Origin of the sequence: Delftia sp. GW456-R20 (genome assembly GCF_001622915.1) — a bacterium.
GTDB classification, from domain to species: domain Bacteria; phylum Pseudomonadota; class Gammaproteobacteria; order Burkholderiales; family Burkholderiaceae_C; genus Comamonas; species Comamonas acidovorans.
In genome coordinates this window covers 3,619,159-3,636,398 of the sequence record NZ_LWCN01000004.1, presented here as the reverse complement: position 1 = coordinate 3,636,398, position 17,240 = coordinate 3,619,159, and the positions used below count along the sequence as shown (strand labels likewise).

The following is a 17,240-nucleotide window of genomic DNA, read 5'->3' as shown; positions in this document are numbered from 1 at the left end:
TCCAACCCAGTCCTAGCGAGTGCTGCCATGAGTGACGCGTCCTCCTTCGGTTTCGGCAAGTTCATCCCCGGTTTCGACTTCCTGCAGGGCCTGGCCCAGAGCGCGGGATCGGCCACCGCCCGGCCCCTGGGGCGCCTGCCCGAATGGGTGGCGCCCACGGTGAGCATCGAGGAGGTGGACAAGCGCATCACCGAACTCAAGGCCGTGCAGTTCTGGTTGGACCAAAATGGCAAGGCGCTGGCCGCCACCATCCAGGCCCTGGAAGTGCAGCGCATGACGCTGTCCACGCTGCAGGGCATGAACGTCAGCATGGGCGAACTGGCGCAGGCCTTCCAGTTCCCCGCCGCTGCAGCCGCCACCGCTGCTGCAGCCACTGCAGGCAAAGGCGCCGCCAGCGCGGGGCAGTCCGACCACTCGGACTGGCCCATGTCCTCCGCCGGCAAGGCCGGCAAGCAGGAAAAGCCGCAGGCCGCGCCCGCGCAGCCCCCTGTCGAGCCGCCTGCAGCTGCTGCGGCCGCTGCATCCGCGGATGCCGGCAGCAAGGCCTCCGGCCCTGAAGCTTCTGCGCCCAAGGACGAGCCGGCCCAGGCCGCCGCCATGGGCCAGGCCATGCAATGGTGGGGCGCACTCACCCAGCAATTCCAGCAGATCGCCGCCAAGGCCATGGCCGAGCCCATGGCCCCCGAGGCCGTGGCTGCCGCACAGCGCGCCACCGGCATGGCCGGCGACATCGCCAAGGCCGCCATGGACCGCATGACGGCCCAGGCTGGCGCCTTCGCCGCGCAGGCAGGCAAGGCGGCTGCACCGGCGGCCAAGGCCCCGGCCGGAGCCGCCAAGGCGCCTGCGAAAGCGCCAGCCAAGGCTCCAGCCAAGGCTCCAGCCAAAGCGCCAGCCAAGGCAGCGGCCAGGAAGACGGCGGCAAAGACCACCGCAAAGACAACAGCCAAGGCACCGGCCGCAGGCAAGGCGCCGGCCAAGAGCCGGCCACCGCGCTGAGCGGCACGGCGGCACCCATGGATGGTCTAGAGCCCTCCGCAAGCCGGGCGCTGGCAGGGCTAGAAAGAAGGTTGGAATGTCGTTGTTTCCTGTAGGCCATGCCAGCCATTCCGACTGGCGCGCCGCGGCCGACGCGGTGCTGCTGCAACTGCGCTCGCAGATGGCCGATCCGGGCCACGCGCAGCGGCCCCGACTGGGCCTGGTGTACCTGTCCCACGCGCATGCCGCCCATGCAAGGCCGCTGCTGCAGCATCTGGCCAGGGCCTTGCCCCATGTGGCGGACTGGGCTGGCTGCTCGGCCGGTGGCGTGCTGGCCATGTCCCATGAATACCTGTCCGGTTCCGCGCTCGCGGTGATGCTGCTCGATGTGCCGGCGGCGCACTACCGCCTGTATTCGGGCCTGGCGCCCTTGCATGCGCCGGGCGGCGAGGCCGGGTTCACGGCCCATTCGGCCCTGGTCCATGCCGGAGGCGGCCAGCCCGAGCTGGCCGAGTTGCTGTACGAGCTGTCCGAGCGCACCGAGTCCGGCCTGCTGTTCGGCGGCGTGGGCGATGACGGGGACGATGGCGTGGAGGGCGTGCAGATCGCCTGCCGCACCGAGGACCTGCATGCGCAGCATGCGGATGCGCGCGGCATTTTCAGTGGAGGCTTCTCGGGCGTGGCCTTCGGTGCGGGCGTGCCCTGCATCACGGGCATGGCCCAGGGCTGCGTGCCGCTGGGCGAGGGCCTGGAGATCACCGAGGCGCGCGGCGCCCTGGTCACCGGGCTCAATGGAGATCCGGCCTTGCAGCGCCTGCTGCAACTGCTGGGCGTGGAGCTGGAAGGCAGCGACTGGCAGCCCGCGCTGACCACGGTGCGCAGCACGCTGGCGGCCATTGCGCCGCCGGGCCGGGGCATGGCCCACGGCGTGCTCACCGAAGAGGCCCAGGTGCTGACCCTGGTCGGGCTGGACCCGCTGCGCCAGGGCGTGGCCCTGTCATCGGCCGTGGAGGCCGGGCATTCGGTGATCTTCTGCCGCCGCCAGGCCCAGGTCGCGCGCCAGGAACTGCTGCAACTGGGCGCTGCGCTGCGCGATGCGGCGGAGCCCGAGGAGGCGGCGCCCGAAGGCGAGGCACAGCCCCGCATCCGTGGCGCCATCTACATCAGTTGCCGGGGCCGCGGCGGCGGCCTGTTCGGCGGCCCCGATGCCGAACTGCGCACCCTGCGCCACGCACTGGGCGATGTGCCATTGATCGGCTTCGTCGCCGAAGCCGAGATCATGGACGCCCGCCTGCACCGCTTCGCCGGGGTGTTGACGGTGTTCACTGCCTAGGCATCGTACACGCCGTAGACACGGTACACACCGTCTGCACCTCAGACCGCGCGCGGGCGCACCGTGCCTGCGCTGCGATCCGGGTCCATGGCTGCAGCCCCCAGAAAATCGAAATCCACGGCCGGCTGCCTGCCGCTGACCAGGTCGGCCAGCGCCATGCCGGAGCCGCAGGCATGGGTCCAGCCCAGCGTGCCGTGGCCGGTGTTCAGGAACAGGTTGGCGATGGGCGAGCGCCCGATCAGCGGCACATTGCTGGGCGTGGCGGGGCGCAGGCCGCTCCAGAACTGGGCGCGCCCGGTATCGCCGGCGCCGGGGAACAGCTGCTGCACGCGCCGCACGATGGCCTCGCAGCGCACGGGGTCCAGGTTGCGGTCGTAGCCGTTGAACTCGGCCGTGCCGGCAATGCGCAGGCGGTCGCCCTGCGCGCCGGTGTAGCGCGAGAACACCAGCTTGAACTCATCGTCCGTGAGGCTGACCTGGTAGGCCTTGGCGGGGTCCAGCACCGGCAGGGTCACGGAGTAGCCCTTTGCCGGGTAGATGGGCAGGTGCAGCCCCAGCGGCTGGGCCAGCAGCGGGCTGAACGAGCCCATGGCCAGCACATAGGCGTCGCCCTGGATGCGTTCGTAGCGGCCGTCGGCATTGGTCACCTCCACATGGTCGATATGGCGGCTGGCGCCCGCACCCGTGGTGCGCAGCGCCATGACGTGGTGGCCGTGGCGGAACTGCACGCCCGTGGTGGTGGCAATGCGTGCCAGCTCGCGCGTGAAGAGGTTGGCGTCGCCCGATTCATCCTCGGCCGTATAGGTGGCGCCCGCTATCTGCCCGCGCACATGGGCCAGGGCCGGCTCCAGGCGCACGGCCTCGTCGGCGTCGATCAGGCGGCGGTCGCAGCCCAGGGCCTGCATCTGCTCGGTGGGCTTGAGAGCGCCCTCGAACTCGCGGGCGTTCGTGTAGAAGTGCAGGATGCCCTGCATGCGCTGCTCGTACTGGATGCCGGTGTCCGATCGCAGCTGCTGCAGGGCCTCGCGGCTGTAGGTGCCCAGGCGAACGATCTGCCGGATGTTGTGGCGCGTGCGCGCGGGCGTGCAGTTGCGCAGGAAGGACAGGCCCCAGAGCCACTGGCGCATGTCGGCGCGCAGGCGGAACAGCAGGGGGGCGTCCTGCCGGCCCAGCCAGCCCAGCAACTTCAGCGGTGCGCCGGGGTTGGCCCAGGGTTCGGCATGGCTGACCGAGATCTGCCCGCCGTTGGCAAAGCTGGTTTCGGCGCCGGGCGCAGCCTGGCGGTCGATGACGGTCACTTCATGACCGAGAGATTGCAGATAGTAGGCCGAGGCGGTGCCGATCAGGCCGGCTCCGAGAACGATGACGCGCATGACAATGCCCTTTCAAAGGCATGTGCCGGTCACGCGGAAGCTGGTAGCTATGGATTCAATAGCAAGCAGCCGGCGTCCGTCGTGACGCAGCTGCCGCTCCCCCTGTCCTTGGAACCTGAGAGATTCACCGCCGTCCATGGGAACGGGGCTTGCTCCTTCGGTGCGCCGCATATTGCGTGCGGCGGCTCTCCAGACGGCATGTTGTGTTTGCAGTACGGAACCTGAGCGTGTATGGGAGTTTGCGCCTTCGGTGAGGCTCGGCACCGTGGTGCCCGCCTGCTCTCCTGCAGCGGCGATTCTATGTGGCTTGCGCAGCCGGTTCCAGTCGTACTGGGGATACCACCAGTTACTACCTGTATGTGGTGTGGCTGATTCAGGGTATTCCCTAGATCGCTCAAGCGCCTCCCTCGTAGCGCTGGTATGAGTCTCCGATTTCATGTAAAAAAACTATTGAAATAGAAAAAAACATGATTTAGCCTATCGATGTGTGCAGTGGTTTGTCAGTGCATGTTCTGGTCGATTGGACCTGCATGGGTTAACCATGGGTTGTGTATATGTCTGATAGGCGACTTACCGTTGCACAGGTGCAGGTCCATGGAAACTGGCCCGGCACTGAAAAAATACAAGCACGGTGAATATGGTTTGTGGAGGGAGGAATGATTTGCGTCGCAAACCCGACTGAAAGCGTGTTCGGCTCAATGGGCAGCGGAGCAGCTCGCAAACGTTGATGGAAATCCACCTTTTTGATTGACGCGCAGGATCTGCGCGAAACATTTTGCTTCCAAACTCACCGGCTGCAAGGTGAGTTGTGAGCTCGTGATTCAAATAGAACTATTCGAGGTACGGCGATGCAAATGCGCTGGGTACAACTGATGGCCATTGCCATTGGGAAAATCATTTTCCTGTCATATCTCCTTGAGAAAACGGGGAATATCATGCATGCTCTCAATCGCCTGCCTGGTTCGGCATTTTTTCGCAAGTGGCGTGCAGCGAAGTGCCTTTTCTCTTTGCTGCTGCTTTCATGCGCGGGTATCTCATCCACGGCACTGGCGGCGACCGTCGTCTTCACGGTCACCGACAACAGCGACGCTCCCAATGCCAATGCAACGACACCAACCACCTGTGTCAGCACGCTGGGAGGCACCTTTGCTGGCGCATGTACGCTGCGAGCGGCCATTCAGGCAGCCAACTACACGCTGCAAACGCTGGATCCGAGTGCCGATGTTTCCATCGTCTTTGCGCCGACACTGACTACGTCGGTACGAACCATACAGAGTGGGACATCCAAGGATGCGGCCGGAAACCTCCATCCGTATGTCGACAATCAGACGGTTTACGTGCGCTGTGCCAACACATTCGTCAGCGGAGCCCAGTCCGGCGCCGTGACGGGAGCCACCAATGCCTGTGGTCAAACCCAGATGATCAGCGGCGGCGATACGGGCACCACCACTGGTGCCGGTGGTGCCTGGTACTGGCTCAAAGGCACCGTGCCAGCCGGCACGGGCTCATTGACCATCGATTTCGGGGGAGTCATACAAGTCCAGAACTGGGCGGACTCCGCCTGGGAAACCTTTTATCTTGGTGGGAAGAATATCACTCTCACCAATTCGCCCAACATGACCTGTGGCGAAGCGGTATTCGTCGTTGGCTCCTCAGCAAACAATGTCATCATTGATCGCGTCGGTCTGGTGAATGTGGCGCCAACCCCTGCGGGAGAGGGGACGCCGTTCAACTGCGAGCTGTACGCGGAGATTCATCAAGGCGCACAAAACGTATTCTTTGCCAATAGCACAATCAACTCCGCGATATGGAATGGAAATTACGGCAATAACAAGGGCTCGGCCATTTCCGTTGCCGCAAGCAACGGTGCAGGCACGGTTTCCAACATCGTTGTCGATAATTTCACGGTAACGAATCTGCCCAACCCTATCGGGGGAATGCAGCTCGAGCAGTTTTTCCAGGTCATGTCGAACATGACCGTCAACGGATTGACGATCAAAAATTCGAATATCGCACTGAGCCCGACTGGTGGAAATGCGCCCAGGGCCGTGGTGTCGGTTGATGGAACGATCAGCCTGGCCAATGGAATTGGTCTGGCCGTGACGGGTAATACCTTCTCGCTGCCTATCGCCGCCTATACCGGGTCATCGCCAACGCATGTGTCGGCACCAACGGTGAATACGGCAGCCTCAGGCACGACGCAGGTAGTGACGGTGACCGATAACAACTTCACTGGCGGCGGGGACGGGGTGAATATCGGTGGTACGGGTACGGCACCAGGATTGATTGGCAACAACAAGATGACAAGCCAGTCGAGAAGTGCCATTCGTATCACTACGCGTGATTTCTTCAAGATTTCTCAGAACACGCTGTTTTCCGTGCCTGTGGCTGCAAACTCAGGCATCAGTTTGCTGACGACGGGCAATGGACAAACCGGATGGACCCCCACCCTTGGCGTTGGCGCCAGTGACACCGCCGCCTGCACCTGGACATTCAATATCACGGCAAATGCCAATGCGAGCGAGCCGGCACCGTATACGGTGGAAGCCTTTTGGTCGCCGACCGGCGCGGGCGTCAACGATGCGCAGGTCTATCTGGGCTCCGAAACCATGGCCGGAGCCTCGGGAACGCTGACCGTTCCTTCGTATCTCAGCGGCCAGGTGCGAGTCACAGTGACGGACAGCAATTCCGGCGGAGCCCAGACCTCGCAGCTTTCAACGGCTGCAAGCGTCACCGGTTTTCCCTGTGCCCTGAAATCCGGCGTTCTGGCGACGACCAACAATCAACCTGTCGGCAGCAGCGACTTGCTGGAGGTCTACATTGTTGACGGCCAAGGCAATGCCTGGACGGGGGGCAGTGACACCGTCACCTTCGCGGCGCCGCCTGCAGGTGTCACGTTCAATGGCGGCTCCGCCGCAGTCAGCTGCACGACCAACTCCAGCGGAAAGTGCGCGTCTCCCATCAATGCCAGCAGCAGTGTCGCCGGAGCATTCACCACACCCGTGACCTTGTCGTCGTCAGTCGCTGGTGCCACGTTCTCCAATCTTCCATTGGGTGGAAGTCCGGTATCTGGCGCAGTGACCTATCAGCCTTCGCCGGTTGCTTACAGCTTCACCGGGCTGCCGGCCAGCACGAGCGGGTCTGAAATCGCCGCGAGTCCGCCATCGATTGCGGCCAACGGCGTCTCCACCAGCACCTTGGCCGTGCAGTTGAAGGATGCTTTAGGCAACCTTGTCACCACCTGTACCGATACGGTGGCCTTCACCCTCAATGCGGGGACGCAAGGCGTCCCTGCCGTCAGCGTCACGGGCTGCAGTGCCGGCATGTACACGGGGACGGTGACATCGCCGGTGCTGGTCGGCAGCGGAACCTTCGGGTTCACCATCAACGGGTCTGCGGCTGTTGCCACCGCAACGGTCTCCTATGTGGCCGCAACGCCGAGCACGAGTGCATCGACGATAGTCGCCACACCGACATCGATCGTGGCCAACGGCAGCTCCACCAGCGTGCTGCGCGTGCAATTGGTCGATGCCAGCAGCAATCCGATCAACACCTGCACGAACACGGTGGCATTCACCCTGAACGGCGGAACGCAGGGAACGCCGAGTGTGGGCGCGGCCTCGTGTACCGCCGGCATCTATACGGGCACCGTCACCTCGCCCACGGCCGTCGGCAGCGGGATCTTCGGATTCACCATCAACGGCTCTGCCGCAGTTGCTACGGCTTCAGTGAGCTACACGGCGGGTCCGCCAAGTACCAGCGCCTCGACCATCGTTGCGAGTCCGACCTCGATCATTGCCAATGGCACCGCAACCAGCACATTGACGGCGCAGCTCAAGGATGCGTCAGGCAATTCGATTGCAACCTGTGCCAATACGGTGGCCTTCACGCTGAACAGCGGAACACAGGGCTCGCCTGCGGTCGGCGCGGGGTCGTGCAGCGCAGGGGTGTACACGGCAACCATCACGGCACCTACCGCAGTCGGCAGTGGCACCTTTGGTTTCACCATCAATGGCTCGGCCGCCACGGCTACGGCTGTGGTGAACTACACGGCCGGCCCGCCCAGCAATGGCGCCAATGGAAACCTGATCAGTGCCAGTCCGCTCAGCGTTGTCGCAGACAACACTGCCACGAGCTCGATCAGCGTGACCCTGCGCGATGCCAATGGCAATCCCGCCACGGATACGGTGGCGCACACGATTGTCTTCACCAAAACGGGCGTGGGCACGACCACGCCAGCCGCACCCACGTGCACGATCGCGGCCAACGCCAATCCGGCCACCTGCTCCGTGACGGTGAAATCGGCCACGGTCGGCACCGCAAGTTTCACGGCAACGGACAACGGAACGGCCGTGAGCAATGGCAGTCCGGTATCGGTCAACTTCATTGCCGGGCCGCCCAGCAATACAGCCAGTGGCAATCTGCTCAGTGCCACGCCGCTCTCGGTGATGGCCGACGGTACGAGCACCGGCACGGTGACCGTCGCACTGCAGGACGCCAATGGCAATGCAACTGTCGATACGGTCGCCCACACCATCGGCTTTGTCCATACCGGCGCCGGCACGCCGTCGGCAACTTCCTGCACGATTGCGGCCAATGCGAATCCAGCGCGCTGCTCCATCACGGTGACATCCACCGTGGCGGGTGCGGCGAGCTTCACAGCCACGGACAACAACGGCACCACCACCCAGAGCGTGGCAAACGGCAGTCCGGCCGTGATCAACTTCACGGCCAATGCCGCCGACCCCGCCAAGTCGGGGGTGCGTACCGTCAGCAGTCCGGTCACGGCCAATGGCTCGGCGACAGATGTGCTTGAAGCGTTTGTGGGAGATGTCAACGGCAATCCGGTGGCCGGAAGCGTTGTCACGTTCTCTCCCACCGCAAACATCACCTTCAGCGGTACCTGCACCACCAATGCGGCCGGTACCTGCCAGGTCACCGCCAAGACAACCGTCGCGGGTTCCTACACTTCCGGCGCAAGCATCGCGAGCGGCGCATTGAGCGGCAGCGGCGTCAGCTCCGGTGGCAATACGTACGGTGCGACGGCTGCCTATGTCTTTACAGCAGGTGCCGTCGATCCCGCCAATTCGACCATGTCGGTCGATGTGAACAACCAGGCAGCCGGCGGCGGCCAGGACGTCGTTTCCGTGGTCACCAAGGATGCGTTCGGCAATCCAGTCACCGGCGTTGCCGTGAACTTCAGCGTGACGCCTGCCGGAGCGGCGCCTGCCACCGCCAGTTGCACGACTGCTGGTGCGGCGGCGACCTGCTCGGTGTCGTTCACCAGCGTAACCGCATCGACTTACTCGGCTGCCGCCACGGTGGGTGCAACTGCCATCGGCAACAGCCCGCAATCGATGGCCTTTGTCGCCGGCAATGCCTCGGCAAGCAATTCGGGCCTGCGTGTCGTGAGCGACAACGCGGCGGCAAATGGCACGGCAACCGATGTGGTGGAAGCGTATGTGCGCGATGCCGGTGGCAATCCCAAGGGCGGCGAGGTCGTCACCTTTGCCGGTGCTGCCGGCGTGAAGCTGAACGGTGGTGCGGCAGGCGCGTCAGCCACTTGCACCACTGGAACAAGTGGCGCAACTCTGGGCATTTGCTCGATCACTGCCACCAGTACAGCAAGTGGTACCTACAGCATCGCCACCAGCATTCCTGCAGGAACCCTGGGTGGCACGTTCACCGTGGGAGCAAACGCGTATTCGCCAAGCGCCGCACAAATTCATTTTGTGAGCGTGGTGAACCTCAGTGTCACCAAGGCCAACCCGGGCAGCTTGGCTGTGGGTACGCCCTTCAACTATGCGTTCTCCGTGTCCAATGCTGCCAGTGCCTTCGGTCCTGCCAACAGCGTGACCATCAAGGACCTGGTGCCTGCGGGTATCAGCATCACGGGTGTGCCGAGCGGTGCGAACGTGGCCAGTGCGACCTGCACGCCCAACACCTTCCCGTTTGCGGGTAACGGCAGCTCCGTGCTGACGTGTACGGTGAACTTCACTGCGGCAGTGGCGGCCGGTGGTAACACCAGCTTCAACCTGCCGGCTGTTCCGACGGCGGTGGGTTCAAGCACCAACACGGCCTCCTACGATCCATCGGGCGGCATCAGCCCGGTCAATCCGACAGCCGGTTGCACGACAGATTGCGCATCGACGCCTTCCACGCCGGTCACGCCTGGTACGCCAGCGCTGACGGTCACCAAGGCCAACCCGGGCAGCCTGGCCGTGGGCACGCCCTTCAACTATGCGTTCTCCGTGTCCAACGCTGCCGGTGCCTTCGGTCCTGCCACCAGCGTGACCATCAAGGACCTGGTGCCTGCGGGGATCAGCATCACGGGTGTGCCGACCGGTGCGAACGTGGCCAGTGCGACCTGCACGCCCAATACCTTCCCCTTCGTGGGCAATGGCACGGCGATCCTGTCTTGCACGGTGAGCTTCACCACGCCGGTGGCGGCTGGCAGCAACAGCAGCTTCAATCTGCCGGCTGTGCCGACGGCGGTGGGTTCGAGCACGAACACGGCTTCCTACGATCCGTCGGGCGGCATCAGCCCGGTCAATCCGACGGCCGGTTGCACGACAGACTGCGCTTCCACGCCGGTGACTCCGGTCACGCCTGGCACGCCTGCGTTGACGGTCACCAAGGCCAACCCGGGTAGCCTGGCTGTGGGGGCTGCGTTCAACTACGCCTTCACGGTAGCGAATGCGGCTGGAGCGTTTGGTCCCGCCACCAGCGTGACCATCAAGGACCTGGTGCCGGCAGGCATCAGCATCACGGGCGTGCCGACCGGCGCGAACGTGTCCAGTGCGACCTGCACGCCCAACACCTTCCCGTTTGCGGGCAATGGCAGTTCCGTCCTGACGTGTACGGTGAGCTTCACCACGCCGGTGGCGGCTGGCAGCAACAGCAGCTTCAACTTGCCAGCTGTGCCGACGGCTGTGGGTTCGAGCACCAACACGGCCTCCTACGATCCGTCGGGTGGCATCAGCCCCGTCAATCCGACGGCCGGTTGCACGACAGACTGCGCTTCCACACCGGTGACTCCGGTAACGCCTGGCACGCCAGCGCTGACGGTTACCAAAGCCAACCCCGGCAGCCTGGCTGTGGGCACGCCGTTCAACTACGCCTTCACGGTAGCGAATGCGGCCGGTGCCTTCGGCCCTGCCACCAGCGTGACCATCAAGGACCTGGTGCCGGCAGGCATCAGCATCACGGGCGTGCCGACCGGCGCAAACGTGGCTAGTGCGACCTGCACGCCCAACACCTTCCCGTTTGCGGGTAACGGTAGTTCCGTCCTGACGTGTACGGTGAACTTCACTGCGGCATTGGCAGCGGGTGGCAACACCAGCTTCAACCTGCCGGCTGTTCCGACGGCTGTGGGCTCGAGCACGAACACTGCCTCCTACGATCCGTCGGGCGGCATCAGCCCGGTCAATCCGACGGCCGGTTGCACTGTGAACTGTGCATCGACACCGGTGACTCCAGTCACGCCAGGCACGCCTGCGTTGACGGTCACCAAGGCTAACCCGGGTAGCCTGGCTGTGGGCACGCCCTTCAACTACGCGTTCTCCGTGTCCAACGCTGCCAGTGCCTTCGGCCCCGCCACCAGCGTGACCATCAAGGACCTGGTGCCGGCAGGCATCAGCATCACGGGTGTGCCGACCGGTGCGAACGTGGCTAGCGCGACCTGCACGCCCAATACCTTCCCGTTTGCGGGTAACGGTAGTTCCGTCCTGACGTGTACGGTGAACTTCACTGCGGCAGTGGCAGCGGGTGGCAGCACCAGCTTCAATCTGCCAGCTGTTCCGACGGTGGTGGGTTCAAGCACCAACACGGCCTCCTACGATCCGTCGGGCGGCATCAGCCCCGTCAATCCGACGGCCGGTTGCACGACGGATTGCGCATCGACGCCTTCCACGCCGGTGACCCCTGGCACGCCTGCGCTGACGGTTACCAAGGCCAACCCGGGTAGCCTGGCTGTGGGGACTGCGTTCAACTACGCGTTCTCCGTGTCCAACGCTGCCGGTGCCTTCGGTCCCGCCACCAGCGTGACCATCAAGGACTTGGTGCCTGCAGGCATCAGCATCACGGGCGTACCGACCGGTGCGAACGTGGCCAGTGCGACCTGCACGCCCAACACCTTCCCGTTTGCGGGCAATGGCAGCTCCGTGCTGACGTGTACGGTGAGCTTCACTGCGGCAGTGGCGGCGGGTGGCAACAGCAGCTTCAACCTGCCGGCTGTTCCGACGGCGGTGGGTTCGAGCACCAACACTGCCTCCTACGATCCATCGGGCGGCATCAGCCCGGTCAATCCGACGGCAGGGTGTACGACAGACTGCGCTTCCACACCGGTGACTCCGGTCACGCCAGGCACGCCTGCGCTGACGGTCACCAAGGCCAACCCCGGTAGCCTGGCGGTGGGCACGCCGTTCAACTACGCCTTCACGGTAGCGAATGCCGCCAGTGCCTTCGGTCCTGCCACCAGCGTGACCATCAAGGATCTGGTGCCTGCAGGCATCAGCATCTCAGGCGTGCCGACTGGTGCGAACGTGGCCAGTGCGACCTGCACGCCCAACACCTTCCCGTTTGCGGGTAACGGCAGCTCCGTGCTGACGTGCACGGTGAACTTCACTGCGGCAGTGGCGGCCGGTGGCAACACCAGCTTCAACCTGCCGGCTGTGCCGACGGCGGTGGGCTCGAGTACCAACACGGCCTCCTACGATCCGTCGGGCGGCATCAGCCCGGTCAATCCGACGGCAGGGTGCACAACAGACTGCGCTTCCACACCGGTGACTCCAGTCACGCCTGGCACGCCAGCGTTGACGGTCACCAAAGCCAACCCGGGTAGCCTGGCTGTGGGGACTGCGTTCAACTACGCCTTCACGGTAGCGAATGCGGCTGGAGCGTTTGGTCCTGCCAACAGCGTGACCATCAAAGACCTGGTGCCGGCAGGCATCAGCATCACGGGCGTGCCGACTGGCGCAAACGTGGCCAGTGCGACCTGCACGCCCAACACCTTCCCGTTTGCGGGTAACGGCAGCTCCGTGCTGACGTGCACGGTGAACTTCACTGCGGCAGTGGCGGCCGGTGGCAACACCAGCTTCAACCTGCCGGCTGTGCCGACGGCGGTGGGCTCGAGTACCAACACGGCCTCCTACGATCCGTCGGGCGGCATCAGCCCGGTCAATCCGACGGCAGGGTGCACAACAGACTGCGCTTCCACACCGGTGACTCCAGTCACGCCTGGCACGCCAGCGTTGACGGTCACCAAAGCCAACCCGGGTAGCCTGGCTGTGGGGACTGCGTTCAACTACGCCTTCACGGTAGCGAATGCGGCTGGAGCGTTTGGTCCTGCCAACAGCGTGACCATCAAAGACCTGGTGCCGGCAGGCATCAGCATCACGGGCGTGCCGACTGGCGCAAACGTGGCCAGTGCGACCTGCACGCCCAACACCTTCCCGTTTGCGGGCAATGGCACGGCGATCCTGTCTTGCACGGTGAGCTTCACCACGCCGGTGGCGGCTGGCGGCAACACCAGCTTCAATCTGCCGGCTGTGCCGACGGCGGTGGGGTCGAGCACGAACACGGCTTCCTACGATCCGTCGGGTGGCATCAGCCCGGTCAATCCGACGGCCGGTTGCACGACGGATTGCGCATCGACGCCTTCCACGCCGGTGACGCCTGGTACTCCTGCGCTGACGGTCACCAAAGCCAACCCCGGCAGCTTGGCTGTGGGCACGCCCTTCAACTACGCGTTCTCCGTGTCCAACGCTGCCAGTGCCTTCGGTCCCGCCACCAGCGTGACCATCAAGGACCTGGTGCCTGCAGGCATCAGCATCACGGGCGTGCCGAGCGGTGCGAACGTGTCCAGTGCGACCTGCACGCCCAACACCTTCCCGTTTGCGGGTAACGGCAGCACCGTGCTGACGTGCACGGTGAACTTCACCACACCGGTGGCGGCTGGCAGCAACAGCAGCTTCAACCTGCCGGCTGTGCCGACGGCGGTTGGTTCGAGCACCAACACGGCCTCCTACGATCCAGCGGGTGGCATCAACCCGGTCAATCCGACGGCGGGTTGCACGACGGATTGCGCATCGACGCCTTCCACGCCGGTCACGCCTGGTACGCCAGCGCTGACGGTCACCAAGGCCAACCCGGGCAGCCTGGCTGTGGGAACTGCGTTCAACTACGCGTTCTCCGTGTCCAACGCTGCCGGTGCCTTCGGTCCCGCCACCAGCGTGACCATCAAGGATCTGGTGCCGGCAGGCATCAGCATCACGGGCGTGCCGACCGGTGCGAACGTGGCCAGTGCGACCTGCACGCCCAACACCTTCCCGTTTGCGGGTAACGGCAGCTCCGTGCTGACGTGTACGGTGAACTTCACTGCGGCAGTGGCGGCCGGTGGTAACACCAGCTTCAACCTGCCGGCTGTTCCGACGGCGGTGGGTTCAAGCACCAACACGGCCTCCTACGATCCATCGGGCGGCATCAGCCCGGTCAATCCGACAGCCGGTTGCACGACAGATTGCGCATCGACGCCTTCCACGCCGGTCACGCCTGGTACGCCAGCGCTGACGGTCACCAAGGCCAACCCGGGCAGCCTGGCCGTGGGCACGCCCTTCAACTATGCGTTCTCCGTGTCCAACGCTGCCGGTGCCTTCGGTCCTGCCACCAGCGTGACCATCAAGGACCTGGTGCCTGCGGGGATCAGCATCACGGGTGTGCCGACCGGTGCGAACGTGGCCAATGCGACCTGCACGCCCAACACCTTCCCGTTTGCGGGCAATGGCAGCTCCGTGCTGACGTGTACGGTGAACTTCACGGCTTCGGTCGCAGCGGGTGGCAACACCAGCTTCAACCTGCCGGCTGTGCCGACGGCTGTGGGTTCGAGCACGAACACGGCTTCCTACGATCCGTCGGGCGGCATCAGCCCGGTCAATCCGACGGCCGGCTGCACAACAGACTGCGCTTCCACACCGGTGACTCCAGTCACGCCTGGCACGCCTGCGCTGACGGTCACCAAGGCCAACCCGGGTAGCCTGGCTGTGGGGACTGCGTTCAACTACGCGTTCTCCGTGTCCAACGCTGCCAGTGCCTTCGGCCCCGCCACCAGCGTGACCATCAAGGATCTGGTACCGGCAGGCATCAGCATCACGGGCGTGCCGACCGGCGCGAACGTGGCCAGCGCGACCTGCACGCCCAACACCTTCCCCTTCGTGGGCAATGGCACGGCGATCCTGTCTTGCACGGTGAACTTCACTGCGGCAGTGGCAGCGGGTGGTAACACCAGCTTCAATCTGCCGGCTGTGCCGACGGCGGTGGGCTCGAGCACGAACACGGCTTCCTACGATCCGTCCGGCGGCATCAGTCCGGTCAATCCGACAGCCGGTTGCACGACAGACTGCGCTTCCACACCGGTGACTCCAGTCACTCCTGGCACGCCTGCGCTGACGGTCACCAAGGCCAACCCTGGCAGCTTGGCTGTGGGCACGCCCTTCAACTACGCGTTCTCCGTGTCCAACGCCGCCAGTGCCTTCGGTCCCGCCACCAGCGTGACCATCAAGGACTTGGTGCCTGCAGGCATCAGCATCACGGGCGTGCCGACCGGTGCGAACGTGGCCAGTGCGACCTGCACGCCTAATACCTTCCCGTTTGCGGGTAACGGCAGCTCCGTGCTGACGTGCACGGTGAACTTCACTGCGGCAGTGGCGGCCGGTGGCAACACCAGCTTCAACCTGCCGGCTGTGCCGACGGCGGTGGGCTCGAGTACCAACACGGCCTCCTACGATCCGTCGGGCGGCATCAGCCCGGTCAATCCGACGGCGGGTTGCACGACGAACTGCGCGTCGACGCCTTCCACGCCGGTGACACCTGGTACGCCAGCGCTGACGGTCACCAAGGCCAACCCTGGCAGCCTGGCTGTGGGGACTGCGTTCAACTACGCGTTCTCCGTGTCCAACGCTGCCAGTGCCTTCGGTCCCGCCACCAGCGTGACCATCAAGGACCTGGTGCCTGCGGGCATCAGCATCTCAGGCGTGCCGACTGGTGCGAACGTGGCCAGTGCGACCTGCACGCCCAACACCTTCCCCTTCGTGGGCAATGGCACGGCGATCCTGTCTTGCACGGTGAGCTTCACCACGCCGGTGGCGGCCGGTGGCACCACCAGCTTCAACCTGCCGGCTGTGCCGACGGCGGTGGGTTCGAGCACCAACACGGCCTCCTACGATCCGTCGGGCGGCATCAGCCCCGTCAATCCGACGGCGGGTTGCACGACGGATTGCGCATCGACGCCTTCCACGCCGGTGACCCCTGGTACTCCTGCGCTGACGGTCACCAAGGCCAACCCCGGTAGCTTGGCTGTGGGCACGCCCTTCAACTACGCGTTCTCCGTGTCCAACGCTGCCGGTGCCTTCGGTCCCGCCACCAGCGTGACCATCAAGGACCTGGTGCCTGCGGGCATCAGCATCACGGGTGCGCCGACCGGTTCGAACGTGGCCAGCGCGACCTGCACGCCCAACACCTTCCCCTTCGTGGGCAATGGCACGGCGATCCTGTCTTGCACGGTGAACTTCACTGCGGCAGTGGCAGCGGGAGGCAACACCAGCTTCAATCTGCCGGCTGTGCCGACGGCTGTGGGTTCGAGCACGAACACGGCTTCCTACGATCCGTCGGGTGGCATCAGCCCGGTCAATCCGACGGCCGGTTGCACTGTGAACTGTGCATCGACACCAGCAACGCCGGTCACTCCCAGCACGCAGGTGCCGGTGGCTCCGACGCTGACGGTTTCGCCGACCACGGTGGGAGGCTATCCGCAGATTTCCGGCACCGGCACGCCGGGCTACACGATCACGGTGAAGGATGGCTCGACGACACTGTGTACGGCAATCGTCGCGGCCGATCAGACGTGGAGCTGCGCGCCAGGCGGCGGCTTGCCGACGCCGGGTCTGCATACGATCAGCGCGACCCAGACCAATCCTGGCAATGGCAACACCGGACCTGCCACAACGACTTCGCTCAACGTGCTCGGAACGACCTTCACGGGTCCGACAGCCACCGGGGCAGGCAATGCCACGGCGACCTTGAGCGGGGGTGGCGCGGGCTGCGGGTTCGATGTGTCGCAGTCGTCCTTCGTCGCGGCTGCGGCGGGTGCGCCGGGCCAGTTGAGCTTCCCGTATGGCAATGTGCACTTCGTGGCCCGGGGCTGTACGGCCAGCAGCTCGATCACGGTCAGCGTCACCTGGCCGGGTCCGGTGACCGGCATGGCGTACTGGAAGTTCGGTCCAGCGTCCGCAGGGGCGGCGGACTCCTGGTATCAGCCTCCGGGTGCGGTGGTGTCGGGCAATACGACCTCGGTGGTGGTCACTGATGGCGGCCAGGGTGATGATGATCGCGCAGCCAATGGCGTGATCGTGGATCCCAGCGGTCCGGCGCGTGTGGGTGCGGCACCGGATGCCACGCCGATCCCTGCGCTCGAACCTCGCATGCTCGCCATGGCCATGCTGCTGATGCTGGCCGCAGGCCTGTGGAATCTGCGCCGCAGACGCGGTTGACACACGGTTGAAGAG

At 64.8% G+C, this 17,240-nt stretch carries 4 protein-coding genes and 1 riboswitch; of the genes, 3 read left to right on the top strand and 1 reads right to left on the bottom strand.

Annotated features, from left to right (window positions below):
• The first annotated feature begins 27 nt into the window (after nucleotides 1-27).
• Together A4F85_RS21550 and A4F85_RS21545 are read left to right on the top strand one after the other, a co-directional pair.
• Nucleotides 28-996, top strand: coding sequence for a PhaM family polyhydroxyalkanoate granule multifunctional regulatory protein (locus A4F85_RS21550; protein WP_063327674.1), 969 nt, complete (start codon nucleotides 28-30; stop codon nucleotides 994-996).
• A 76-nt stretch (nucleotides 997-1,072) separates the two neighbouring features.
• A complete protein-coding gene (locus tag A4F85_RS21545) occupies nucleotides 1,073-2,308 on the top strand; it encodes an FIST signal transduction protein (RefSeq protein WP_034397936.1) in 1,236 nt (411 codons plus the stop codon).
• Between the two features lie 41 nt (nucleotides 2,309-2,349).
• On the opposite strand, the gene A4F85_RS21540 is transcribed toward A4F85_RS21545, so the two are convergent.
• Entirely contained in the window at nucleotides 2,350-3,681 is a 1,332-nt protein-coding gene (locus A4F85_RS21540; protein ID WP_063327673.1) for a D-amino acid dehydrogenase, read from the bottom strand.
• 92 nt (nucleotides 3,682-3,773) lie between these two features.
• Nucleotides 3,774-3,884: riboswitch (glycine riboswitch) on the bottom strand.
• Nucleotides 3,885-4,535: 651 nt separating this feature from the next.
• On the opposite strand from A4F85_RS21540, the gene A4F85_RS21535 reads away from it, so the two are divergent.
• On the top strand, nucleotides 4,536-17,225 hold the full coding sequence (locus A4F85_RS21535; RefSeq protein ID WP_231890590.1) for a beta strand repeat-containing protein: 12,690 nt from the start codon (nucleotides 4,536-4,538) through the stop codon (nucleotides 17,223-17,225).
• The last annotated feature ends 15 nt before the right edge of the window (nucleotides 17,226-17,240 follow it).